The sequence below is a fragment of the Ancylobacter defluvii genome, assembly GCF_018390605.1.
GTDB classification, from domain to species: domain Bacteria; phylum Pseudomonadota; class Alphaproteobacteria; order Rhizobiales; family Xanthobacteraceae; genus Ancylobacter; species Ancylobacter defluvii.
On record NZ_JAHBGD010000013.1, the window covers coordinates 55,129 to 79,398 of the forward strand.

Sequence of the window (24,270 nt, forward strand, 5' to 3'; positions counted from 1 at the left end):
CCTGCCCCGATCCTGCGGCGGCCTAGTCGCCGTCGGGGAATTCCAGCCCCATCTCGCGATAGCGCTCCGGATCATCCGCCCAATTCTCGCGCACCTTGACGAACAGGAACAGATGCACCGGCTGCTCGACGATCTCGGTCAGCTCCTTGCGCGCCGCCATGGAGATCGCCTTGATGGTGTCGCCGCCCTTGCCGAGCACGATCTTCCGCTGGCTCTCGCGCTCGACGAAGATGGTCTGCTCGATGCGCACCGAGCCGTCCTTGCGCTCCTGCCAACTATCGGTCTCCACCGTCGAGCGGTAGGGCAGCTCCTCATGCAGGCGATGGAACAGCTTCTCGCGGGTGATCTCGGCCGCCAGCATCCGCATCGGCGCGTCGGAGATCTGGTCCTCGGGATAGAGCCACGGCCCTTCCGGCAGCACCTCGGTCAGCCATTGGCGCAATTGCACGAGCCCGTCGCCTTCAAGCGCCGAAATCATGAATACCCGGTCGAGGGTTATGTGCTCGGCCACCTTGGCGGCGAGTTCGAGAAGGCTGTCGCGCTTCACCAGGTCGATCTTGTTCAGGATGACCGCGCGGGGGCGCTTCACCTGCGCGAGGCCGCGCATGATCGCCTCCACCTCCTCGGTGATGCCCACGCGGGCGTCGATGAGCAGCGCCACCGCATCCGCGTCGCCCGCCCCGCCCCAGGCGGAGCGCACCATCGCCTTCTCCAGCCGCCGCTTGGGCGCGAAGATGCCGGGCGTATCGACCAGCACGATCTGCGTCCGCCCCTCGATGGCGATACCGCGCACCAGCGAGCGCGTGGTCTGCACCTTGTGCGAGACAATCGACACCTTGGTGCCGACCAGCGCGTTGGTCAGCGTCGACTTGCCGGCATTCGGCGCCCCGATGAGAGCGACGAAACCGCAGCGCGTGGCGACGTCGGGAGTGGCGCCGATATCGGCGTCTGGGTCATTCATGACGAAACTCGTTCGAGAAAGGCAGCCGCCGCAGTCTTCTGGGCGCTTTGCTTGGAGGAGCCGGTACCTTCTGCAGCCTCCCATCCTGGCACTTCGACCGCGATACGGAACTGCGGATTATGGTCCGGTCCCTCGCGCTCCACCAGACGATAATGCGGCGGCGGCAGCCCGCGCGCCTGGGCCCATTCCTGCAGCGCCGTCTTGGGATCGCGGCCGGCGCTGCCGCGACGTTCGAGCCGGGGCCGCCAGAAGCGCTCCACCAGCTTTTCCGCGGCCGGAAAGCCGGCATCGAGATAGACGGCCGCCAGCACCGCTTCGGCAATGTCGGCCAGGATGGCCTGCCGGTTGCGCCCGCCAGTGCGTTCCTCGCCGGCGCCGAGCCGCAGGAAGAGGCCAACCCGCATCTCCTGCGCCACCTCGGCGCAGGCCTTCTCACAGACGAGGTCGGAGAGCCGGCGCGACAGCTCGCCCTCCTCGGCGTCCGGATAGGCGCGGTAAAGCATGTCGGAGACCACGAGCCCGAGCACGTGGTCTCCGAGGAATTCGAGCCGCTGATAGGACTTCACCCGCGCCCGGCTTCCCTGGACGCCGGTGACCGCGCTGATGTGGGTCAGCGCCAGCGCCAGATGCGACGGATCGGCGAACACATGGCCAAGCGCCTGCTCGAGCGCCGCAAGGTCGCCGGAACGCTCGTCGCCTTTGGAAGACCGGCTCATCGCACGAAAGAGAAGAGGCGGTCCCAGCGCACCGTCCAGGGCCACTTCCACACCTGCCAGGCCGCCTCGCCTTCCTTGACTGAGAAGAAGATCACCTGGGCGCGGCCGATCAGATTCTCATAGGGCACATAGCCGACCTGGCTGAGCACTCGCGAATCGGTGGAATTGTCGCGGTTGTCGCCCATCATGAAATAATGGCCGGGCGGCACCTGATAGACGGGCGTGTTGTCGTAGAAACCGTTGTCGACCAGATCGAGCGTGTAATAGCTGACCCCGTTGGGCAGCGTCTCGGTCCAGCGCTTCACGCGCTGCACGCGGCCACCGCCTTCGTCGTCCATCCAGTAGCCGGCATCTTCGCGCTTCACCGGCTGGCCGTTAATGTGCAGGACGCCGCCAATCATCTGGATCTGGTCGCCCGGCAAGCCGATGACCCGCTTGATATAGTCCGTGCTTTCGTCGCGCGGCAGCTTGAACACCACCACGTCGCCGCGGTTCGGCGTCGAGCCGAGGATGCGGCCGTCGAAGAGCGGCGGCGAGAACGGCAGCGAGAAGCGGCTGTAGCCGTAGCTGAACTTCGACACGAAGAGATAGTCGCCGACCAGCAGCGTTTCCTTCATCGAGCCGGATGGGATGTTGAATGGTTGGAACAGGAAGGTGCGGATAATGAGGGCGATCAGGAAGGCCTGGAGAATGACCTTGGCAGTCTCGCCCAGGCCGCCTTCCTTCTTCTTCGGTTCGGTTGTTGCGCTCATCGTGCTTTCCGCTCAGCCGCGCTCCGGCTGCCGCCGGCACGGCACCCCCTGCGTCGAGGTCATCGGGCTCCTATAGCCGCTCGCCACGCCTGCGGCAACGCGCGCGCTTCACGATCGCCGGAGCTTACGCACCGGGACCAGGCGATCCGCTCGGCACCGCGCTGATGATCACGAAGGCCTGGGCCAGCGGCCCGTCATCGGTAATGGTGAGATCGATGCGGGCCTCGTAGCCCGGCGGAGTCATCGCGTCGAGCCGCGCCCTGGCACCGCCGGTCAGCTGCATTGTCGGGCGGCCGGACGGCAGGTTGACCACCCCCATGTCGCGCCAGAACACCCCCTGGGCCAGCCCGGTTCCGAGCGCCTTGGCGCACGCCTCCTTGGCGGCGAAGCGCTTGGCATAGCTCTCGGCACGGCGCGCGCGCCGCTCCGATTTCGCCCGCTCGACCGGCGTGAACACGCGCTCGATGAAGCGCTCGCCATGGCGCTCCAGCACTTCGGCGACGCGCCGGGCGTCGGTGATGTCGGAGCCGATGCCGAGTATCATGCGTCCCCCAATCCTGCCGGCCTCAGGCCGCCTTGCCGGCGCGCAACTGCGCCCGGCCACGCGCCATCGCCGCGCGCATGCGCCGGATCGCCGTCTCCAGCCCTTCGAAGATCGCCTCGCCGACCAGGAAATGACCGATGTTCAACTCGCGGACATGGGCGTTGGCGGCCATGATCTCTGCCGTTACGTAATCGAGCCCGTGACCGGCATGGACTTCGAGCCCCAGCGTCGTCGCCTGTTCCGCCGCGCCGGTGAGCCGCTCCAGCTCGGCGACGGCCTCGTCCTGCCGTCCCGCCACGCGGAGATCGCACCAGCTGCCGGTATGCAGCTCGACGACGGCCGCGCCGATGTCGGCCGCTCGCACGATCTGGTCGGTATCGGGAGCGACGAACAGCGACACCCGGATGCCGGACGTCGCCAGTTGCTCGACCCGGTGCGCGAGATCGATGCCACCGCCGATGACGTCGAGCCCGCCCTCGGTGGTGCGTTCCTCGCGGCGTTCCGGCACCAGGCAGCAGGCATGCGGCCTCAGTTCGATCGCGATAGCGACCATCTCATGCGTCGCCGCCATCTCGAAGTTGAGCGGGATGGTCAGCGTCTCGCGCAGGCGACGCATATCATCGTCGCGCACATGGCGACGGTCCTCGCGCAGATGCGCGGTAATGCCGTCGGCCCCGGCGGCGGCGGCCAGCATCGCCGCCCGCACCGGATCGGGCAGCGCCCCGCCACGCGCGTTGCGCACCGTGGCGACGTGATCGATGTTCACGCCGAGGCGGATAGGCGGCACAACGACGAGGGAGGCCGGGGCGCTCATGCCTTGGCTCCCTGGATGCCGCGACTGCCAGGCTTCACCGCCGGCAGGGCGGCGAGTTCCGGAGGCAGCCGGTCGGGCGCGTAGCTGGGAATGTCGAGGCTCGCCAGCGTCACCAGCGGCACGCCGAGATCGGCCTTGCCGCCGGAGCGGTCGATCAGGCAGGCGGCACCGACGATTTTGCCGGGGTGGTGGGCGATAGAGGCGAGGCATTCGCGCGACGACAGGCCGGTGGTGACGATGTCTTCCACCATCAGTACCCGCGCGCCCTCCGGAATGGAGAAACCGCGACGCAGCACGAACTGGCCGTCCTCGCGCTCGACGAACACCGCCTTGGCACCGAGATGGCGAGCGGTCTCGTAGCCGGGGATGATGCCGCCCATGGCGGGCGAGACGACATAGTCGATCGGGCCGAAGGCGGCCTGTGCCTTCTCGGCAAGCGCCCGGCAGAGCCGCTCGGTGCGGGCCGGATCCATGAAGATGAACATCTTCTGCAGGAACACCGGGCTGCGCAGGCCGGAGGAAAGGATGAAATGCCCCTCGAGCAGGGCGCCGGCGGCGCGGAACTCGGCGAGGACCTCGTCTTGAGTCATGACGGCAAACCGATCGGGCAAGGGAATGGACCGGCGGGTGATAGCTCATCCGCCGGTCCGCGTCACCTCGCACGCCATGGAGGCAGCCTTATCAGGCCGCCACCGACTCGCTCACCGCCATCTCGTCGGTCCACACCTCGAAGCTGGCGAGCTGGTGCGGCCCGAAGGTGCAGACGATCGGCACATCGGTGGCATCGCGTCCCCGCGCCATCACCACACGGCCGATACGCGGCTTGTTGTGCCGGGCATCGAAGCTGTACCAGCGACCGTCGAGATAGGCCTCGAACCAGGCGCTGAAATCCATCGGCGCCGGATCGCGCGGCACGCCGATGTCGCCGAGATAGCCGGTGCAATAGCGTGCCGGGATGTTCATCGCCCGGCACAAGGCAATGGCGAGATGCGCGAAGTCACGGCAGACGCCGCGCTTTTCCTTCAGCACCCCCACCGCTGAGCGGGTGCAATCGGCATGCGCATAGCCGAACTGGACATGGTCGTGCACGAAGTCGCAGATCGCCTGCACCCGCGCCCAGCCCTCGGGCACCGTGCCGAAGCGCGACCACGCCTCGCTGGTCAGCAGATCGGTTTCGCAATAGCGACTGCCGAGCAGGAATACCATCACATCCTCGGGCAACTCGTCGAGCGACGACTGCCGGGCCGCGACGTTTACAACATCCGCCGCGCCGGAATCACGGATGACACCGTGATGTTCGATCTCGGTGCGCCCGGCCGGCAGCACCACCCGCCGCCGGACATTGCCGAACATGTCGAGCGACATGATGTTGGCGAGCGAGCGTTGCCCGCCGCTTTGCAGGAACATCGGTGACTGCACGATGACGTCCTGATGTCGCGAGCTGTGCACGTCGACGGCGAAGGTCGCCGGGGTCGGATTGGCACAGTCCAGCGCCATCCGAAATCCATATCGGATACGCATGCTTCTTCAATCCTGTGTCGGAGAGCGAGGCGCTTGCGCCTCAGTGATGTATACGGCCGCTGCGGGAACGGACCCGCACCGCGACCAGCTCGGCCCGGCCGACGAGCGCGTCGACACGGCCGAAGGCCTCCAATGCGCCATTGCCCAATGTGCCACCGCTCAGTTGCTTGACGAAGCCGGCGAGGATGCGCATCGCGCTGTGAACGATCTCGACCATCATCGCCTCCTTCATCCCGGCCGTTGCGGCCTTTCGAAGCGACAACGCGATGAAGGCCGCCGGGTTCCGGCGGAGCTGGCACAGCAGGAACGCGTCAGCCGTTGACGCGCTCGACGCTGGAGACCACCGGCCGCGAGCGCAGGTCCGAGATGATGCCGTTGAGGTGGCGCAGGTCGTAGACGCCGATATCGATCACCATGCGCGTGAAATCGGGGGAGCGCGAGGACATGTTGAGGTTCTCGATATTGCCGTCGCGCTCACCGATCACCTGAGCGATCTGGCCGAGCGAGCCCGGCTCGTTGGTCGCCACCACCACGATCTGCACCGGGAAGCGCTGCGGATCGTCCTCGTCGACGTCCCAACGCACGTCGAGCCAGCGCTCCGGCTCTTCCTCGAAATCCTGCAGCGCCGGCGACTGGATCGGGTAGATGGTGATCCCCTCGCCCGGCGTCATGATGCCGACGATACGGTCGCCCGGCACGGCGCCGCCATTCGGCGCGAAACGCACCGGCAGTTCGCGGTTGATGCCGCGGATCGGGATGGAGGTCTTCGGGTCCGGCGCGATCTCGACGCCCGGTATCTTGAACTTGAGGCTCTGGCCACGCTCCAGCTCGAACCAGCCCTCGCCCTTGGGCGCCTGCTTTTCCTCCGGCCGCGGTCCGGTCCATTCGGGATAGAGCGCCTTGACCACGTCGTCGGCCTTGAGCTCTCCCAAACCGACGGCGGCATAGACTTCTTCCGGCGTCGTGCGGGCGAGACGACCGACCGAGCCGGCAAGCTTGTCGTCGGAGAACGCCTTGCCGGCCCGTGCCATCGCCCGCTCGACCATGCGGCGTCCGAGCCCGGCATATTGCGCACGCACCGCGACACGGGTCGCTCGGCGGATCGCCGCGCGCGCCTTGCCGGTGACGACGATGGATTCCCAGGCCGCCGGCGGCGTCGCGCTGGGAGAGGTGATGATTTCCACTTCGTCGCCATTGTGGAGACGCGACACCAGCGGCGAGACCTTGCCGTTGATCTTGGCGCCGATCGCCATGTTGCCGACGCCGGTATGCACCGCATAGGCGAAGTCGATCGGCGTCGCCCCGCGCGGCAGCGCGATCAGCCGCCCCTTCGGCGTGAAGCAGAACACCTGGTCGTGGAAAAGCTCGAGCTTGGTATGTTCGAGGAACTCCTCCGGGCTCGATCCTTCGGCGAGGAGTTCGATAGTCCGGCGCAGCCAGGCATAGGCGTTGGAATCACGGGTCAGCAGATCCTCGCCCGCCGCGGCCACCGGCTCGCCATCCTTGTAGACCGCATGCGCGGCGATGCCGTATTCGGCGATCTCATGCATCTGACGGGTGCGGATCTGCAGCTCGACACGCTGGCGGCCTGGGCCGACCACAGTGGTATGGATCGAGCGGTAATCGTTCTGCTTGGGGGTTGAGATATAGTCCTTGAAGCGGCCCGGCACCACGCGCCACTTGGTGTGCACCACGCCGAGCGCGGCATAGCATTCCTGCACCGTGCCGACGATGAGGCGGAACCCATAAATGTCGGAGAGCTGCTCGAAGGCGACCGACTTCTGCTCCATCTTGCGCCAGATCGAGTAAGGCCGCTTCTCGCGCCCCTTCACCGTCGCATTGAGGCCCTTCTGGCTCAGCGCGTCGGTCAATTCCCGCTCGATCGCCGCAACCAGTTCGCCATTATGATCCTTCAGCGCCTTCAGGCGGCCGAGGATGGAATCATAGGCCTCGGGCGAGAGCTGCCGGAAGGCCAGATCCTCCAGCTCCTCGCGCATGTCCTGCATGCCCATGCGCCCGGCGAGCGGGGCATAGATATCCAGCGTTTCCTGCGCGACGCGGTTGCGCTTCTCCTCCGGCACCCATTTCAGCGTGCGCATGTTGTGCAGCCGGTCGGCGAGCTTGACCAGCAGTACGCGCACGTCGTCGGCAATGGCCAGCAGCAGCTTGCGCAGGTTCTCGGCCTGCTTGGCCTGCTTGGAGACGAGGTCGAGCTTCTTGATCTTGGTGAGGCCCTCGACCAGGGCGCCGATCTGCGGACCGAACCACCTGTCGATCTCGTCGCGGGTGGCGTCGGTGTCCTCGATGGTGTCGTGAAGCAGCGCCGCGACGATGGTGGCATCGTCAAGCTTGAGGTCGGTGAGGATCGCCGCGACTTCGAGCGGGTGCGAGAAATAGGGGTCGCCGGAGGCGCGCTTCTGCGTGCCGTGCGCACGCATGGCATAGACATAGGCGCGATCGAGCAGCGCCTCGTCGGTATTGGGATTATACCGGCGCACGCGCTCGACGAGCTCGTACTGCCGCATCATGACAGGGATCTCGCGAAGGAACGACCCGTCCGTTCCAGACGGCTAGATATGTCTGCCGGCAAGGCCAACGCAAGCACCGGATCGGAAATTACGCCGCAAAAGCAACAGCCCGGCACGAGGCCGGGCTGCACAAGGGCAGACGCCGAATGCGAGGATGGCCTCAGCCTTCCTCGTCGTCGCTCGGCTCCGGCGGCACCAGGCCCTGAAGGCCGGCGAGCAGCTCTTCCTCGGTCATGCGGTCGAGCATGACGTCGGGATCATCAGCGCCGCCCTCGCTGCCGCCCGACGCGATCATCGGAACCGTCTCGGCCTCCGGCTCGTCGACCTCGGTGAACTTCTGCAGCGAGTGGATGAGGTCTTCCTTCAGATCTTCCGGCGAGATGGTCTCGTCGGCGATCTCGCGAAGGGCGACGACCGGGTTCTTGTCATTGTCGCGATCGACCGTAATCGGCGAACCCGACGCGATCATGCGCGCGCGATGGCCGGCCAGAAGAACGAGTTCGAAGCGATTGTCGACCTTGTCGACGCAATCCTCGACGGTGACGCGAGCCATGCTCCGGCACTCCTGTGAGTTAATTCGGAAAGCGCTGCCTTAACGCATGCCTTCCGGGAGAGCAAGCGATCCCCCGAACCGGAGCATCACAATCGCAACTTTCAACGCTCTCCAGCATGAATTTCACCGCGCACACCCGCAAAATTGCGCTATGAATCGCTTACGGGGCGGAAAGTCAGTTTCGTCAAGCGGAAGACGGAGCTTCATTTGAACGTATTGATTAGGTAAACGCCGTAATGGTCCAGCCCATGGAAAAAATTGCCCTATTTATTGATGGTGCGAACCTTTATTCAGCAACGAAGTCTCTTGGATTTGACATCGACTACAAGAGACTTCTCAAGGAGTTTCAGAGCCGCGGTTATGTATTGAGAGCCTTTTACTACACAACGCTCGTCGAAGACAATGAATACTCCTCAATCCGCCCGCTGCTGGATTGGCTGGATTACAACGGCTATTCAGTTGTAACAAAGCCGGCCCGCGAGTTTACCGACAGTCAGGGGCGGCGGCGCGTACGTGGCAACATGGACATCGAGCTCGCGGTCAATGCGATGGAGCTCGCGTCTCATGTCGATCACCTCGTGTTGTTCTCCGGCGATGGCGACTTCCGCTCGCTGGTCGAGGCGGTGCAGCGCAAGGGTGTGCGGGTGAGTGTTGTCTCCAGCGTCAACACGCAGCCGCCGATGATCGCCGACGAACTGCGCCGTCAGGCCGATGCCTTCATCGACCTTGTCGACCTGCAGGCGCGTATCGGTCGCGATCCCAACGAGCGCACCGGCCGCATGAGCGAGCCGCCGCGTTTTCTGGAGCGGCGTAGCCCGCCCTCGCCGCCCGCCGGTGGCGACGAGGAGCTCGCCGACCGTTGATCCAGATGGATGCATCCCCCGCGCGGGCGGCGGAGCCCGCGCGGGATTGTCCGCTATGCCCGCGCCTCGTGGCGTTCCGGGAACAATGGCGGGCCGCCGAACCTGATTGGCACAACGCGCCGGTACCGTCCTTCGGACCGGTGGACGGCCGTCTTTTGATCGTCGGCCTCGCGCCGGGCCTGCGCGGCGCCAACCGCACCGGCCGGCCGTTCACCGGCGACTATGCCGGCGAGTTGCTGTACGACACGCTGATCCGCTACGGTTTCGCCGCCGGGAAATTCGAGGCGCGGCCAGACGACACGCTGCGGCTGAAGGACGCGCGCCTCACCAATGCGGTGCGCTGCGTGCCGCCCGAAAACAAGCCGACCACCGAGGAAATGCGCAATTGCCGGCCTTTCCTCGCCGCCACCATCGCCCAGTTGCCGAATCTCGGCGCCATCGTCGCGCTGGGCAAGATCGCCCATGATCAGGTGCTGGCCGCCCATGGCGAGAAGCTGTCGCACCATAAGTTCGCGCATGGGGCGGTGCATCGGCTCGGCGACGTGGTGCTGTTCGACAGCTATCACTGCTCCCGCTACAACACGAATACTGGCGTGCTGACCCCGGAAATGTTCCGCAGCGTCTTCGCCGCCGTGCGGGCGCATGTCGATACGCTGCCCTGATCAGGGCGCGACCGGCGCCCACAGCACATCCTCGATGCGCCGCGCCCCGGTCGCCAGCAGCACCAGCCTGTCGAGGCCGAGCGCGATGCCGGACGCTTCCGGCATCCGGGCCAGCGCCGCGAGGAAATCCTCGTCGATCGGGTAGCGTTCGCCGTAAAGCCGCTGCTTCTCGTCCATCCACTGGACGAAGCGCCGGCGCTGCTCGGCGGCATCGGTAAGCTCGCCGAAGGCATTGGCGAGTTCGACGCCGCAGACATACAGCTCGAAGCGCTCCGCCACGCGGGGATCGCCGGGTTTCGGACGGGCGAGCGCCGCCTCGCCGATCGGGTACTCGCACAGAATGGTCGGACGGCCGATGCCGAGGAAGGGCTCGATCTTCTCCACCATCAGGCGGGTGAAGACATCGGCCCAGATGTCGTCCGGCGCCACGCGAATGCCCGCCTGTCGTGCCGCGTGCCACAGCGCGTCGCGATCCGTCGCCCCGCGCTCGTCGAGCGTGGCGAGAAGATCGATGCCGGCAAAACGGGCGAACGCCTCCGCCACCGTCAGTTGTTCGGGCTCAAGGCGGACATCGGCGAGGTGGGATCCATAGCGGAAGACATCAGCCCCGATCGCCGCCGCCGTCGCTGCGAGCAGGGCGGCACAGTCGGCCATCAGCGCCTCGTAGCTCTCCCGCGCCCGGTACCATTCGAGCATGGTGAATTCGGGATGGTGCAGCGCCGTGCGCTCACCGTTGCGGAACACGCGGGCGAGGGTGAAAAGCCGTTCCTCCCCGGCCGCCAGCAGCTTCTTGGCGGTGAACTCCGGCGAGGTGTGGAGATAGCGGGTGGCGGCCGTCCCGTCCGCCGCCACGAGTTGGGTCGCGAAAGCGTGCAGGTGCGTCTCGTTGCCGGGCGATATCTGCAGGATCGGCGTCTCGACCTCGATGAAGTCGCGCCCGGCGAAGAACATCCGCAAGGCCCCGAGGATGCGCTGGCGCCCGATCAGGAACGGCCGGCGGTCGGCATAGACCTCCGGCGACCACCAGGGCGATGGCTCAAGGTTAGGCATCGGCTCGGCTCCACGGTCACGCCAAGGAATTACATGGCCGCACCGGGGTTGGCGGCGGGCGGCCGCGCTAGTATAGGAACCGCCCGAAGGAATCCCGGTTTGCGCCATTTTCCCTGTACGGCGCACCCAACAGCCAGAGGACCGCATGGTCAAGGTCATCGCCAGCACGCTGCGCAAGGGCGCCGTGGTCGACATCGACGGCAAGCTCTATGTCGTGCTCACCGCCGACAACATCCATCCCGGCAAGGGCACCCCGGTGACCCAGCTCGACATGCGCCGCATCTCCGACGGTGTGAAGATCTCCGAGCGCTACCGCACCACCGAGCAGGTGGAGCGCGCCCATGTCGAGGATCGCCCCCACACCTTCCTCTACTCGGATGGCGAAGGCTTCCACTTCATGAATCCGGATAATTACGACCAGGTGGCCGTGCATCCGGACGTGGTCGGCGACCAGGCGCCCTATCTGCAGGAAGGCATGCAGGTCATGCTGAAGATGCACGAGGGCAACGGCATCGCCATCGAACTGCCGCAGCGCGTGACGCTGGAAGTGGTCGAGACCGAGCCGGTGGTGAAGGGGCAGACCGCCTCCTCGTCCTACAAGCCCGCCATGCTGTCGAACGGCGTGCGTTCGGCGGTGCCGCCGCATGTCGGCGTGGGCACCCGTATCGTGGTGATGACCGCTGACGGCTCCTATGTCGAGCGCGCCAAGGACTGAGCTTGCGCTCGCTTCGAAGAAGAGAAACGAAAAAGGCCCGGATCTCGTCCGGGCCTTTTGCTTTTCTGCGATGCTTTTCGAGCCGCCGCGTCAGCCCCGGTCGCGCATCACGCGCTGCTTGTCGCGCGCCCAGTCCTTTTCCTTCAGCGCCTGGCGCTTGTCGTGCGCCTGGCGCCCACGGGCAATGGCGATCTCGACCTTGGCCCTGCCCTGCTCGTTGAAGAAGATGCGAAGCGGCACCACCGTCATGCCCTCGCGCTCCACCGCCTGCCATAATTTGGCGATCTCGCGCATGTGCAGCAGCAGTTTGCGCGGCCGGCGCGGCTCATGGTTGAAGCGGTTGGCCTGGAGATATTCCGGGATGAACGAGTTGTAGAGGATCGCCTCGCCGGATTTCGCCGAGACATAGCTTTCCCCCACCGTCGCCTTGCCGTCGCGCAGGCTCTTCACCTCGGTGCCGGACAAAGCGATGCCGGCCTCGAACACCTCGCCGATGTCGAAGTCGAAGCGGGCGCGGCGGTTTTCGGCCACGACTTTGCGGGAAAGGGTCTTCTTCTTCTCGGCCATTTCACTCAGCTCCGTGCCGGAGCCCAACTCCGACCGTCTTCAGTTGATCAGTCCCGCATGCACCATGGCTTCGCGGACGATCTCCTTGGTCTTCTCGCTCACCGGCACCATGGGAAGGCGCGCCTCGTCGGCAATCTTGCCGAGCACGCTCAGTGCATATTTGGTGGGGCTGGGATTAGTTTCAACGAACAGCGCCTGGAACAGCGGGAACAGCCGGTCCTGCAACTCCAACGCGGCGCGGAAATTGCCGGCGAGGCAGGCGTTCTGCAACTGCGAGCACAGCTTCGGCGCCACATTGGAGGCGACCGAAATGCAGCCATCGCCGCCATGCGCGATGAAAGCCAGGGCCGTGGCGTCCTCGCCGGACAGCTGGTTGAAGGACGGACCCATGGCCTGGCGCTGCTGGCTGACCCGGGCGAGATTGGCGGTGGCATCCTTCACGCCGGTGATATTTGGCAGTTCGAACAACCGGGCCATGGTCTCCACCGACATATCGACCACGGACCGGCCGGGAATGTTGTAGATGATGATCGGAATGCCGATGGCGTCGTTGATCGCCTTGTAGTGCTGGTACAAGCCCTCCTGGCTGGGCTTGTTGTAGTAGGGCGTGACGACGAGCGCCGCATCCGCTCCGGCCTTCTCGGCATGGCGGGCGAGATCGATCGCCTCGACGGTGTTGTTGGAGCCGGCGCCGGCGATCACCGGCACCCGGCCGGCCGCCTGCTCGACGGTCCATTCCACCACGCGCTTGTGCTCGTCATGGGTAACGGTGGGGCTCTCGCCGGTCGTCCCGACCGGGACGAGGCCGTGCGTACCCTCATCGATCTGCCAGTCGATCAGGCCGCGCAGCGCTTTCTCATCGAGCGCGCCATCGCGGAACGGCGTCACGAGAGCCGTAAAGGAACCACGAAAGGGCGACGAGTGAGGCATGGCGCGCTCCTGGAATTTTCTGATCATTGGCGCCCGGCGCAGCATTTGCACCGGCAAAGGGGCTTTCAGATATCGCGTCGGCGGTCGCGGCGAAAGGGGTGTTATGGCAATCCGCGCCGATCTTCCTTGGCAAGAACGCGGCTTTACGGCACGCTGCCTTCGTTTCGCCGGGTGAGTAGGCAACAAGATCCGATGTTGGCGCAGATCACAAAGCGCGTGAACGGCTAGTGGTTAGCACTTCGTCAACATGAACGCGAGACAACTAAAACGGACGCGAACCGGATCCGGGCTCGTGTGTGTCGCGTGGGCGGCGTCTGTTTCTGGGGAGTGCACGAACCGATGAGCCTCGAACCGCGTCGCCGTTGCGGCTTCATCCTGTCCGTTGCGGCCAGCCTCCTGCTCGCGGCGACCGCTCCTTTCATGCCGGCCTATGCCGCTGCGCCGACACCGCCGCAGAAGCCGAAGGCAAGCGCCAAGACCGTGGCCGCCCCCAAGCCGCCGGCCAAGCCGGCCGCCAAGGGCGGCGCGACCGCCGCGGCAAAGCCAGTTCCCAAGCCGGCTGCCAAGCCGGCGCAAAAGCCGGTCGCCACCACGGCGGCGAAAAAGCCCCAGATCGCCATTCCCCTCAGCGCGAGCGCCTTCACCTCGGCGTCCGCCATCGCCGGTACGTCCTCGTTCCTGTCGCCGACCTTCGCCGGCACGCCGGGTTTCTCGCCCGACCTCAAGCAGGCGGTGGCACTGGTGGAGAGCGGCAATGCCGCCGATGCCCTGGCCATGGCCGACCGGATGCGTGATCCCGGCGCGCAGGCGCTGGTGCGCTGGCTCGCCCTGCGGGTAACCGCTCGGGGTGTCGGCTTCGATCAGGCGGTGGCGATCCTGCGTGCCCATCCGACCTTGCCGACGCCGATCGTGCTGCGCCGGCGGCTCGAATATCTGCTCTATGCGGAGAACAAGGATCCGGCCACCATCACCGCCTTCTTCTCCACGCAGCGGCCGTATTCCGGCGAAGGCAAGATCGCCCTCGCCCGCGCCTTGTTCGCCGCCGGCGATCAGGCGAATGGCTCGGCGTGGCTGCGTGATGCCTGGCGCAACGACCCGCTGTCGTCCGACACCGAATCCACCGTCATCGTCGAGTTCGGCGGCGTGCTGAGCCGCGCCGACCACAAGTACCGCGCCGACAAGATGCTCTACAACGAGGACGCCGAGCGCGGCCTGCGCGCCGCCGCCCGCGCCGGCGCCGACGTCACCGCGCTCGCCAAGGCCCGCATCGCCCTGTTCAACAAGTCGGCCGGCGATCCCGCCAAGCTGCTGGCGAACGTGCCGGCCTCGCTGCGGTCGGATCCGGCCTATCTCTACGCTCTCGCCAAGATCCAGCGCCGTGCCGGTGACGATGCCGCCGCCGCCCGCACCCTCTCGGCGGCGCCGAAGGACCCGGATCGGCTCGTCGACACAGACGAATGGTGGATCGAGCGGCGTCTCGTCTCCCGCGACCTGCTCGATGCCGGCGACGCCCGCACCGCCTACAAGATCGCCGCCGAGACGGTGACGCCCGAGAACGAGCATTACATCGCCGACGCCCAGTTCACCGCCGGCTGGATCGCCCTGCGCTTCCTCGGCGACGCCCGTACCGCCCAGCAGCATTTTGCCCGTATCCCGCAGGGCCAGACCCACCCCGCCACGCTGGCGCGTGGCTATTACTGGCAGGGCCGCGCGTCCGAGGCGCTCGGCAGCACCGCCAATGCCCGTGCCCAGTACGAGGCCGCGTCCGGCTACAATTCGGCCTATTACGGCCAACTGGCGCGTGCCCGCCTCGGCCGGCCCGACTTCTCGGTCCGTGCGGCACCGGCAGCAGGGGCGGCCCAGCGCGCCGCCTTCGCCCGCGACGAGGGCGTGCAGATATTCAAGCTGCTGCAAAAGCTCGACAAGACTGCGCTTACCGTGGCGCTGGCCCATGATCTCGCCGAGCGGCTGCCCGATCCTGCCTCGATCGGCCTGCTTTCCGAGGTCGCCCGCGCCGATGGCGATGCGCGCACCATGACGGTGATCGGCAAGGTGGCGCTGAGCCGTGGCATGCCGCTGGAGGCCGAGGCGTTCCCCACCATCGGCGTGCCGCGCTATCAGCCGATCACGCAGGATGTCGACCGGGCGCTGGTCTTCGCCATCACCCGCCAGGAAAGCATGTTCAACGCCTCGGCCGTGTCGAGCGCCGGCGCCTCAGGGCTGATGCAGGTAATGCCGGCCACCGGCCGAACCATCGCCAACCGCACCGGCGCCCGACTCGATCCGGCACAGCTGCGCACCAACCCGACGGTGAACGTGCAGTTCGGCGCCGCCGAGCTGCGGGCGCTGCTCGACAACTACCAGAACAATTATGTGCTCACCTTCGCCGGCTATAATGCCGGGCGTGGCAACGTCGCCAAATGGATCGCCCAATATGGCGATCCGCGCGACCCCAGCGTCGACCCGATCGACTGGGTCGAGCGCATCCCCTTCTCCGAAACCCGCAATTATGTGCAGCGGGTGATGGAGAACGCCCAGGTCTACAAGGCCCGCTTCGGCTCGCGCGGCAGCCTGCAGATCGAGGCGGACCTGCGCGGCGCACGGGTGGACTGAGCGGGCTCAGCGCCGCCGCAACATACGGCGCAGCCAGCAGCCGGCGGCGCAACCGACAATATAGGTCGCGAGCAGCAGCAGCGCGGTGTCGATAGCGAAGGCGGTCACGGCTTGGCCTCCAGACTGGTGTCTGGCGCCTCGACCTCTGCCAGGGTGCGGCTGCGATGTGGCGCGCAGCCGCAGAACCAGCCGGTCAGCAGGCCGATGGCTGCCGCGCCGAGCACATAGGGCCAGAGTTCAAGCAGCAGAAAGACCATTGGCCGTCACCTCACGATGAGCAGGATGCCGCCATCCGAACCGGAACGATTCGTCGACTGGGCGGCCACCGTGCCGAAAGGACCGACCCAGAGGCGTTCCGGCGCGATACCGGCTTCGGCGAGATAGTCGATCACCGTGCGCGCCCGTGCCGCCGCCTGGTCCGGGTCGATATCGGCATGGGCGACGCTGATCTCGATAGCCACGTCGGGACAGCCGGCCGCCACCGACGCCACGCGGTCGAGAAGCCCGTAACTCACCGGATCGAGCCGCGCGCCGCCTTCGGTGAAGACGATGCGGCCCCGCTCCAGCAGCGTCGCGACCGCCATGCGGCACGCCTCGCGCTCCAGGGTTTCGCGGCGCGGCAGCACGTCGAGGCCGAGATCGACCGAGAATCCCGCCGGCAGTTCCTGCTTCAGGCCCTCCCCGATGGCGGCAACCGCCGCGGCATGGAAGGCGGTGCCGGTAAGCCGCAGCTTGCGGTCATCGAAGCGCACCTCGCCGGTGTCGAGGCGGGAGAGTTCGCGCAGAGCCAGACGGGCGGCGGCCTCGAAGCCATCAGGAGCCCCCTGCGCCAGCGCCGACACGTCGTTGACGGTGTATCCGGGGAGGTAGCGTTTGACGGCCTCGATGATCTGCTCATGCGCCTGCACAGTCGGATAGAAACCAGAGAGGGTGACCCCTTCCCCCTCCTTGCGCATGCCAAACACATAGGGTGCCACCACCGGCGGGCGCACATCGCTCTGCAGGGCGAAGCCCTTCGGCACCGAACTCGACAGCGCGGCACTGACAGCTGCATAGGCCGCCGAATCCACCGCCTCGCCGGAGATGGTGAGCGTGGTGGCGAGGCCGCGCACCGAGCCGGCGCGCAGCCGTGCCAGCTGGGCGATGCCGAAGGCGGTTGCGCTCGCCCAGGCCTCGGCCGGCGGCCCACCGGCAGCGATGCGCATCTCGTCGCTTACCGGCAAGCCGGGGAAACCGGCGCGCACCGCGTCGAGGGCGAGCTTCTTGGCGTTTTCGGAAGGAGCGAAGCCGGTGAGCCGCAGCCCGCTCGCCCCGTTCAGCACTCCCCAGATGAACGGCGAAACCGTCGGCGGCTCCACCGCGAAGCGGGTGAGCGTATAGCCTTCCGGCAGGTTGCGCCGCGCTCCGGCGAGAGCATCGTAGGAGGCGAAATCCGGCGCGGTGCCTTCGATGGCAATCGTCGTTCCCGACAGCGCGACCTTGCCGTCCGGCAGTCGGCCGAGTTGGTCGAGCGCGAAGGCCACCGCCTTAAGCCAGCCCTGGGTCGGCGGCGAGCCGTCGGCGAGGCGTAGCTGGTCGGAGATCGCCGCTCCCGGCACCGCACTGCGCACCAGATCGAGCAGGGCCCGGCGCGCATCGCCGAGCGGGATATAGCCGGAGAGCTTCACCCCATCCTGCTCGCGCTCGGCGGACCAGACGAACGGTGCCACCGCCGGCGGCAGAACGGCAAAACGGGCAAGGTCGAAATCCGTCGGCAATTCGCTGCGAACGGTCACTTCCAGCGCGTCATAGCTGGCGAAGTCCGGCGCCCGCCCCTCGATGGAGAAGGAATTGTCGGCAATGGTCACCCGGCCGGACGGCATCTTCGCCAATTGCTGGATGCCGAACAGCACCACGCCGGCAAAGTCTCCGGCCGGCACGCCGCGCGCGCGCGTCAATTCCTTGTCGCCGGTCACCACCACGCCGGGCGCCATCTGCGCCGCCGCCTCGACGATGCGCTTGCGCGCCCAGCGCGAGGGCACGTAGCCGGAGAGATGCAGCTTGGAGCCGTCGCGCACCACCGAGAAGGTGAAGGGCCGGCGTTCCGGCAGCAGAGTGGTGCGATCCTCGATGCTGCGCACGCCGGACAGCGCGGCAAGCTCGCCGCGCACCTTGACTCGCGCCTCCTCGGACAATGCCTCGCCTTCCAGCTTCGCGTCGCGCCCTTCGAAGCTGGCATGCGCCCAGGATTCGCCGATATTGATCAGCAACGCCTCGGCCCGATCGGTCAAGTCCTGCTCGGTGGGCACGCGTGCGAAATACACCGCCGCCACGAAAAGCAGCGCCAAGGCAGGCAAGCCCTTCCACCAGGCGAGCCAGCGACACTTCACATTCCGTCTCCCGATCCGCGCGGACGCCCCCGGAAATTCCCGCGCGGCACGAGTTCACCATAGTTCACCGACATCAGGAAGCGATACCCCGGCTGCATCGCATTCCGGCTCGCAGGCGGATAGCGATCATGCCCATTCGCCCTGCCGCATCACCGGCTCGGCCGAGCCGTCGGCTTTGATGCCGTCGACGTCGATCTCGCCCGAACCAATCATCCAGTCGATGTGGATGAGACTGGAATTCGCCCCGCGCGCCGCCAGTTCCTCCGGCGTCAGATCGGCACCGTTGATGAAGCACTTGGAATAGGACTGGCCGAGCGCAATGTGGCTGGCGGCATTCTCGTCATACAGCGTGTTGAAGAACAGCAGGCCGCTCTTGGAGATCGGCGAGGAATGCGGCACCAGCGCCACCTCGCCGAGCCGGCGCGAGCCCTCGTCGGTATCGAGCACCTTGGAGAGCACGTCGAGGCCGCTGGCGGCATGGGCCTCGACGATCCGTCCCTCCTCGAAGCGCACCCGGATGTCCTTGATCAGCGTGCCCTGATAGGCGAGCGGCTTGGTGCTCGCCACATGGCCGCTGACGCGCAGCTTGTGCGGCGTGGTGAAGACTTCTTCGGTCGGGATGTTGGCGTTGCAGACGACGCCGTTCTTGGCGACCGAAGCGCCGCCGGCCCACTCATGTTCGTCGGCAAGCCCGACGGTGAGGTCGGTACCCGGCCCGCGGAAGCGCAACGCTGCATAGCGTCGGGCGTTCAGCAGGTCGGTGCGCTTCTTGAGCTCGGCATTGTGCGCCTCCCAGGCTGCCACCGGGTCCGGCGTGTCGACCCGCGAGGCGGCGAAGATGGCGTGCCACAGCTTGGCGACCGCGATGTCCTCCGGATCGTCGGGGAACATCGCCTTTGCCCAGGCGGGCGAGGCATAGGACACGATGGTCCAGTTGATGTCGAAGCCGGCGATCAGCGACAGGGCCGGCATATAGGCCTTGGAGCGGGCGCGGTTGGCGCGCGCCACCTTTTCCGGGTCCTCATTGGCCAGCAGCGAGGGGTTTTCGCCGGCGATGGCAAGGCGGGCGGCTCCCTTCTTGAAGGCGTCCGCCATACCCTCGTAAAGCCAGCCGGAGGCGGCGTCGAAGCTTGAATCCGGCGCGCTGCGGAAACGCATCAGCGTCGCTTCCTCGTCGGAGAACAGCGTCGTCACCAGCGTCGCGCCGGCCTGGTAGGCATGCTCGGTGATCCGACGCACCAGCGGCAGCGCGTCGAGAGAGGCGGTGATCACCAGTTCCTGACCGGCCTTCAGTCCGAGGCCGACCTCGACCGCCACCCGACCCAGCCGGTCGAGCCGCTCTTCATGCGAAAGAGCCTCGGGGGGAACGCCTGCATGCCTGGTCATCATCGTCTCCGGATTGGCACGACCGTGCCGTCGCCTGATAGCCCGGCATGAAGGAACCTGCGGCGTCCTCCGTCAAGGCCACCTTCCGCCTTGCCTCTATGCCGACATGCCTCGAAGCGCTGCGAAGCCAGCATAGGCCTCGTCTTCACCTGCCGGCCAGCCAGTCGACCGCTGGGCCGGCCGCCAGGGCGGCGGCGAGACTCACGACCATCGCTGCCAGTACCATGATACGGGTTTTGCGGTGAATCGCCCGGTGGCGCGCCTCCTCCCGCTGCCGGCCCGCTGCGACGGACAATCCCGCAACGGCGTCGGCGATCGCCTCCTGCGACGCTGAGCGTACCTTCTGACCGTCACCGACGATCATCAGATTCTCCGGCTTGGCAAAATTCTCGATGAGACAGCCGTCGGCATCGCGATCCGCCCCGTGGCGCGGATCGGCGGCGATCCGCTGCGAGAGGTCGCGGATGTCGTTCGACCACAGGAACACCGGCAGCCCCAGCGCCTCGGCATAGCCGATCTCGAAGGCGGTTCCCGGATCCATATGGGCGCCGCGAAACGGGCTGATATTGGCGACGACCGCATCGGCGCGGCGGATCAGCGCGATGCAATGGGCGCGTATCTCGTCGGCATTCGCTGGCGCCTCCCCCGGCTGCAGGGGATAGAGGCCGATGGCACCGCGCTCGGCGCAGGCCGCCTTCAGCCGCTCGCCCTCCGCCAATGCGTCGGGACGGAATACTTCGGGGCCGGCGAGATACAGGCTCGGCCGCCACGGATCGGGCATGAACGCTCCTCGCATCAGCGCTATCGACGAAACCGGACCGTCCTATACGCCGCCCGCCCAACCGGCAATCATGCTGCGGCAATCCGGTTGCCACCGCCGCCCCTCCCATGCGGCAGTGGTGCTTACCCCGCACCGCCAATTCGGGTACATGCTGGGATGCCGACACAAGGTCGGTCGGGTCCCAGCCGGGCCACTCCGCTCACGGGAGACTGGAGAATGACAGACAAACGCGAGCCATCCTTCGAAAACGGCAACGGCAATGGCAACGGAACGCCGCCGGCTGAGGCGGCACGCCCTGCGTCCCCCCCGGCAACGCCGCCCTCCCCGCCGCGCCCGACGCCTCCAAAGGCCGCCCGCACCCCGCCCGAAGAGCCGACGGCCTTTCACCGCTGGATCGAGATCGAGAAGCTGAAGGTCGAGCTGAAGCGCCTCGAGCTGGAATCGCAGCACCTGCAGACCACGGCCGAGCCGCCCTCGAACATGCTCGCCTATGTGACGCTGGCATTGATCGCCGCCATTGCCGGCCTGCTCATCTATGTGGTGGCGACCCTGGTGCCGCTGCGCGAGGAAGTTGCGCGGCTGCGGACGGCGCAGCTGGCGGCACCCGCCGCCATCGCCGAGACGGTCCCGGCGCCAGCGCCGCAGATCGCCGAGGCGCCGCAGCCCGACGCGCCAGCGACGCCCGCCCAGGCGCCCACCCCGCAAAGCCCGGATAATGCTGCGAATTCCGGCTCGCCCGCAGCACAGCCGCCGGCTCCCGCCACCCCCGAGCCGGCACCGGCGGAGACCGCCACGACCGACGCCGCGCCGGCCCCGCCGCCGGCCGTCACCTATACGGTACGGATCTTCGCCACCGCCTCGGCCGACAAGGCGAAGCTGGAGCGCTTCGCCAATGTCGCCAAGGCGGCGGGGTTCAATGTCGATGTCTCGTCGACCGAGGTCTTCCAGCCGCTGCGCAACGCCCTCTCCTACCACCCGTCGGTGGCGGATGCCGCCGGCCGCCTCGCCAAGGCGCTGCAGGCGAGATATCCCGGCATCAATCTCGATTCCAAGGCCTCGCCCTCGATCAACGACATCGCCAAGAACGTGTTGATTCTCAACATCATGGACGATGCCGTGAATTGATTGGCCGTGAATTGATTGGCGGTGAACCGATGCCGCTCACGGCTTGAAGCGCTTCTTCAAGGCCTCCGAGCCGCGCGCCAGCAGGCCGGCATCGGAACCGACCGCGGTAAACAGGCACCCGGCCTCGATATAGCGCTTGGCCAGCGCCTCGTCGCCGGTGAGGATTCCCGCCCGGTTGCCGGCCCGGTCGATGCGGCCGATGAGCTGTACGATGAGATCGACGACATACGGATTTCCCTGGTCGCCGAGATAGCCGATCGCCGAGGACAGGTCGCCCGGCCCGATGAACACCCCGTCGACCCCCGGCACTGCGGCGATGGCCTCCAGATTCTCCATGCCGAGCTTGGACTCGATCTGCACCAGCACGCAGATCTCCTCGTGGGCGCGGGCGTAATAATCCTTCACCCGGCCGAAGCGGGACGAGCGCGCGCTGGCGGCGAAGCCGCGTATGCCGTCCGGCGGATAGCGGGTGGCGGCCACCACCGCCGCCGCATCCTGCGCGGTCTCCACCATCGGCAGCAGGAAGCTCTGCACCCCGGCGTCGAGGAAGCGCTTGATCCACACCGGGTCGTTCACCGGCGGGCGCACGATGGGCTGCACCCGGTTCTCCATGCAGGCCTGCAACTGGCACAGCACCATCGGCACTTCATTGGCCGAATGCTCGGTGTCGAGGAGCAGCCAGTCATAGCCGGAGCCGGCGAGGATCTCGACGCTCACATGGCTGGCGAGGCTGCACCACAGGCCGATCTGCTGTTCGCCAGCGTAAAGGCCGCGCTTGAAATGGTTGGCGGGCAGTTCCACGGAGGAGGTCCTTCTCAATAGATCGAGGGTTCGCCGACAGGGGCGCCGAACGTGGTTTCCAGGAAGTCGAAGTCGCAGCCCTCATGCGCCTGCTTGATATGGCGCGAGAACATCCAGCCATAGCCCCGCTCGTAATGCGGCGGCGGCGGCACCAGCGCCGCCCGACGGGCGGCGAGTTCCGCTTCGTCGACAAGCATGTCGATGCGCCGGTTCGGCACATCGACGCTGACGAGATCGCCGGTGCGCAGCAAGGCGAGCGGGCCGCCGACATAGCTCTCCGGCGCCACATGCAGGATGCAGGCGCCGTAGCTGGTGCCGCTCATGCGCGAATCCGAAAGGCGCAGCATGTCGCGCACGCCCTGCTTGATCAGCTTCTTCGGGATCGGCAGCATGCCCCATTCCGGCATGCCCGGCCCGCCGAGCGGCCCGGCATTGCGCAGCACCAGCACATGGTCGGGCGTGACGTCGAGGCTCTCGTCCTCCACCGCCGCCTTCATGCTGGGATAGTCGTCGAACACCAGCGCCGGCCCGGTATGCACGCGCAGATGCGGGGCGCAGGCGCTCGGCTTGATGACGCAGCCATCCGGCGCGAGATTGCCGCGCAGCACCGCCAGCGCGCCCTCGGCATAGATCGGGTTGTCCACCGTGCGGATGACGTCGTCATTATAGACCTGCGCCCCGGCGATGTTCTCGCCGACGGTCCGTCCGGTAACGGTGAGCGCGTCGAGGTGGAGGAAGTCGGTCAGCCGCCCCATCAGCGCCGGGAGGCCGCCGGCGAAGTAGAAATCCTCCATCAGGTAGGCGTCGCCGCTGGGGCGGACATTGGCGATCACCGGCACCAGACGGCTGGCCTTGTCAAAATCGTCGAGGCCGATATCGACCCCGGCCCGGCGCGCCTGGGCGATCAGATGAATGATGGCATTGGTGGAGCAGCCCATGGCCATCGCCACGGTGATGGCATTCTCAAAGGCCGGCCGGGTCAGGATGCGCGCCGGGGTGAGGTCTTCCCACACCATCTCGACGATGCGCCGGCCGCAGGCCGCCGACATGCGGTTGTGGCCGACATCGGCCGCCGGGATCGAGGAGGCACCCGCGAGCGTCATGCCCACCGATTCGGCGATGGCGGTCATCGTCGAGGCCGTACCCATGGTCATGCAATGGCCGAAAGAGCGAGCGATGCCGCCCTCGATCTCGTTCCACGCCTTCTCGTCGATATTGCCGGCGCGGCGCTCGTCCCAGAACTTCCAGGCATCCGAGCCGGAGCCGAGCGTCTTGCCCTTCCAGTTGCCGCGCAGCATCGGCCCGGCCGGCAGGTAGATCGCCGGCACCCCGGCGCTGGTGGCCCCCATGAGCAGCGCCGGCGTGCTCTTGTCGCAGCCGCCCATCAGCACCACACCGTCGATGGGATGGGCGCGGATCCCCTCCTCCACCTCCATCGCCGCCATGTTGCGGTAGAGCATCGAGGTGGGCTTGAGGAAGGTCTCCGAGGCCGAATGCACCGGCAGCTCCAAGGGGAAACCGCCGGCCTGCAACACGCCGCGCTTCACGTCCTCCACCCGGTCCTTGAAATGGCCGTGGCAGGGGTTGAAATCCGACCAGGTGTTGAGAATGCCGATCACCGGCTTTCCCACCCAGTCCTCCGGCGCATAGCCCATCTGCCGCAGCCGCGAGCGATGGCCGAAGCTGCGCAGATCGTCATGGGCGAAGTAGCGGGCGCTGCGCAGCTGGTCGGGCGTCTTGGCGGGACGGTTCTTTGGATGGGCGTTCATGAGGCACCTGTGGAGGCGTGGCGGCAAAGGGCTGTGCGGGGGCTGTACATCTTCTTCCTTCAACTTCCCTCTCCCCGCCCGAACTCGGCTGTTGCCGAGTTCGGTTCTGGCAAGGCCGAAGCCGGAAACATCCGACTTCGGCGGAGAGGTGGCCCCCGCGCAGCGGGTCGGCGAGGGGGTACGCGATTGCGGCCCCCTGGAGCGTCGTCCCCCTCACCCACCCCTCTCCCCCCTCGGGAAGAGGGAGCCG

The 24,270-nt window shown here is 66.8% G+C and carries 25 protein-coding genes; 6 read left to right on the plus strand and 19 right to left on the minus strand.

Translation table 11 applies throughout. The features are described from left to right. Window positions 1–22 precede the first annotated feature (22 nt). From era to rpoZ, 10 genes are all read right to left on the minus strand, one after another. Window positions 23–961 carry a GTPase Era gene (gene era, locus KHC24_RS09900; protein WP_213363102.1) on the minus strand — a complete coding sequence of 313 codons (939 nt, stop codon included), beginning with the start codon at window positions 959–961 and terminating at the stop codon, window positions 23–25. Next, entirely contained in the window at window positions 958–1,677 is a 720-nt protein-coding gene (gene rnc, locus KHC24_RS09905) for a ribonuclease III (protein WP_213363103.1), read from the minus strand. Before rnc ends, era begins: the two co-directional genes overlap by 4 nt. Next, window positions 1,674–2,429: a signal peptidase I gene (gene lepB, locus KHC24_RS09910; protein WP_213363104.1), complete on the minus strand. Its 756-nt coding sequence runs from the start codon at window positions 2,427–2,429 to the stop codon at window positions 1,674–1,676. The genes rnc and lepB overlap by 4 nt, the downstream gene beginning before the upstream one ends. A gap of 124 nt (window positions 2,430–2,553) precedes the next feature. Next, window positions 2,554–2,973, minus strand: a complete 420-nt coding sequence (gene acpS, locus KHC24_RS09915) for a holo-ACP synthase (protein ID WP_213363105.1) — start codon at window positions 2,971–2,973, stop codon at window positions 2,554–2,556. Between the two features lie 22 nt (window positions 2,974–2,995). Further along, a complete protein-coding gene (locus KHC24_RS09920; protein WP_213363106.1) occupies window positions 2,996–3,787 on the minus strand; it encodes a pyridoxine 5'-phosphate synthase in 792 nt (263 codons plus the stop codon). After that, a complete protein-coding gene (pyrE, locus tag KHC24_RS09925) occupies window positions 3,784–4,377 on the minus strand; it encodes an orotate phosphoribosyltransferase (protein WP_213363107.1) in 594 nt (197 codons plus the stop codon). The genes KHC24_RS09920 and pyrE overlap by 4 nt, the downstream gene beginning before the upstream one ends. 91 nt (window positions 4,378–4,468) lie before the next feature. Then, window positions 4,469–5,308 carry a transglutaminase-like domain-containing protein gene (locus KHC24_RS09930; protein ID WP_213363108.1) on the minus strand — a complete coding sequence of 280 codons (840 nt, stop codon included), beginning with the start codon at window positions 5,306–5,308 and terminating at the stop codon, window positions 4,469–4,471. 40 nt (window positions 5,309–5,348) lie between these two features. Continuing rightward, window positions 5,349–5,528 carry a hypothetical protein gene (locus tag KHC24_RS09935; RefSeq protein ID WP_213363109.1) on the minus strand — a complete coding sequence of 60 codons (180 nt, stop codon included), beginning with the start codon at window positions 5,526–5,528 and terminating at the stop codon, window positions 5,349–5,351. Between the two features lie 91 nt (window positions 5,529–5,619). Continuing rightward, entirely contained in the window at window positions 5,620–7,836 is a 2,217-nt protein-coding gene (locus KHC24_RS09940; protein WP_213363110.1) for a RelA/SpoT family protein, read from the minus strand. 160 nt (window positions 7,837–7,996) lie between these two features. Then, the gene (rpoZ, locus tag KHC24_RS09945; RefSeq protein ID WP_213363111.1) at window positions 7,997–8,389 is read right to left on the minus strand and encodes a DNA-directed RNA polymerase subunit omega; all 393 of its coding nucleotides are present in this window, start codon (window positions 8,387–8,389) and stop codon (window positions 7,997–7,999) included. A gap of 236 nt (window positions 8,390–8,625) precedes the next feature. On the opposite strand from rpoZ, the gene KHC24_RS09950 reads away from it, so the two are divergent. Together KHC24_RS09950 and KHC24_RS09955 are read left to right on the plus strand one after the other, a co-directional pair. Further along, the gene (locus tag KHC24_RS09950; protein WP_213363112.1) at window positions 8,626–9,252 is read left to right on the plus strand and encodes a LabA-like NYN domain-containing protein; all 627 of its coding nucleotides are present in this window, start codon (window positions 8,626–8,628) and stop codon (window positions 9,250–9,252) included. Between the two features lie 5 nt (window positions 9,253–9,257). After that, entirely contained in the window at window positions 9,258–9,914 is a 657-nt protein-coding gene (locus tag KHC24_RS09955; RefSeq protein ID WP_213363113.1) for a uracil-DNA glycosylase, read from the plus strand. On the opposite strand, the gene epmA is transcribed toward KHC24_RS09955, so the two are convergent. After that, window positions 9,915–10,964 carry an EF-P lysine aminoacylase EpmA gene (gene epmA, locus KHC24_RS09960; protein WP_213363114.1) on the minus strand — a complete coding sequence of 350 codons (1,050 nt, stop codon included), beginning with the start codon at window positions 10,962–10,964 and terminating at the stop codon, window positions 9,915–9,917. 145 nt (window positions 10,965–11,109) lie between these two features. Between epmA and efp the strand changes: the two genes are divergently transcribed. After that, on the plus strand, window positions 11,110–11,679 hold the full coding sequence (efp, locus tag KHC24_RS09965) for an elongation factor P (protein ID WP_213363115.1): 570 nt from the start codon (window positions 11,110–11,112) through the stop codon (window positions 11,677–11,679). Window positions 11,680–11,769: 90 nt separating this feature from the next. On the opposite strand, the gene smpB is transcribed toward efp, so the two are convergent. Both smpB and dapA read right to left on the minus strand, forming a co-directional pair. After that, window positions 11,770–12,246 (minus strand): SsrA-binding protein SmpB, encoded by a 477-nt coding sequence (gene smpB, locus KHC24_RS09970; protein ID WP_213363116.1) that lies wholly within the window; start codon window positions 12,244–12,246, stop codon window positions 11,770–11,772. Between the two features lie 39 nt (window positions 12,247–12,285). Continuing rightward, entirely contained in the window at window positions 12,286–13,176 is an 891-nt protein-coding gene (dapA, locus tag KHC24_RS09975) for a 4-hydroxy-tetrahydrodipicolinate synthase (RefSeq protein WP_213363117.1), read from the minus strand. Here dapA and KHC24_RS09980 point away from each other — a divergent pair. Then, window positions 13,175–13,351, plus strand: coding sequence for a hypothetical protein (locus KHC24_RS09980; RefSeq protein ID WP_213363118.1), 177 nt, complete (start codon window positions 13,175–13,177; stop codon window positions 13,349–13,351). The two genes, dapA and KHC24_RS09980, sit on opposite strands and share 2 nt — an antisense overlap. A 164-nt stretch (window positions 13,352–13,515) precedes the next feature. Beyond that, on the plus strand, window positions 13,516–15,789 hold the full coding sequence (locus tag KHC24_RS09985; RefSeq protein ID WP_213363119.1) for a lytic transglycosylase domain-containing protein: 2,274 nt from the start codon (window positions 13,516–13,518) through the stop codon (window positions 15,787–15,789). 104 nt (window positions 15,790–15,893) lie between these two features. Here the strand turns inward: KHC24_RS09985 and KHC24_RS09990 are convergent, their stop codons facing one another. The 4 genes from KHC24_RS09990 to KHC24_RS10005 form a co-directional block, all read right to left on the minus strand. Further along, window positions 15,894–16,046 carry a hypothetical protein gene (locus KHC24_RS09990; RefSeq protein ID WP_213363120.1) on the minus strand — a complete coding sequence of 51 codons (153 nt, stop codon included), beginning with the start codon at window positions 16,044–16,046 and terminating at the stop codon, window positions 15,894–15,896. A 6-nt stretch (window positions 16,047–16,052) separates the two neighbouring features. Beyond that, window positions 16,053–18,158 carry an OmpA family protein gene (locus KHC24_RS09995; protein WP_271180506.1) on the minus strand — a complete coding sequence of 702 codons (2,106 nt, stop codon included), beginning with the start codon at window positions 18,156–18,158 and terminating at the stop codon, window positions 16,053–16,055. Window positions 18,159–18,284: 126 nt separating this feature from the next. After that, window positions 18,285–19,544 (minus strand): aminopeptidase, encoded by a 1,260-nt coding sequence (locus KHC24_RS10000; protein WP_213363121.1) that lies wholly within the window; start codon window positions 19,542–19,544, stop codon window positions 18,285–18,287. Between the two features lie 145 nt (window positions 19,545–19,689). Beyond that, the gene (locus KHC24_RS10005) at window positions 19,690–20,325 is read right to left on the minus strand and encodes a nucleoside 2-deoxyribosyltransferase (protein ID WP_213363122.1); all 636 of its coding nucleotides are present in this window, start codon (window positions 20,323–20,325) and stop codon (window positions 19,690–19,692) included. 216 nt (window positions 20,326–20,541) lie between these two features. Here KHC24_RS10005 and KHC24_RS10010 point away from each other — a divergent pair, with 216 nt between their 5' ends. Continuing rightward, window positions 20,542–21,450 carry a hypothetical protein gene (locus KHC24_RS10010; RefSeq protein ID WP_213363123.1) on the plus strand — a complete coding sequence of 303 codons (909 nt, stop codon included), beginning with the start codon at window positions 20,542–20,544 and terminating at the stop codon, window positions 21,448–21,450. Window positions 21,451–21,486: 36 nt separating this feature from the next. Here KHC24_RS10010 and KHC24_RS10015 read toward each other — a convergent pair whose 3' ends face one another. Then, complete coding sequence (locus KHC24_RS10015) at window positions 21,487–22,251, minus strand: aldolase/citrate lyase family protein (protein ID WP_213363124.1); 765 nt, start codon at window positions 22,249–22,251, stop codon at window positions 21,487–21,489. 14 nt (window positions 22,252–22,265) lie between these two features. Next, a complete protein-coding gene (gene araD, locus KHC24_RS10020; protein WP_213363125.1) occupies window positions 22,266–24,020 on the minus strand; it encodes an L-arabinonate dehydratase in 1,755 nt (584 codons plus the stop codon). Between the last annotated feature and the right edge of the window lie 250 nt (window positions 24,021–24,270).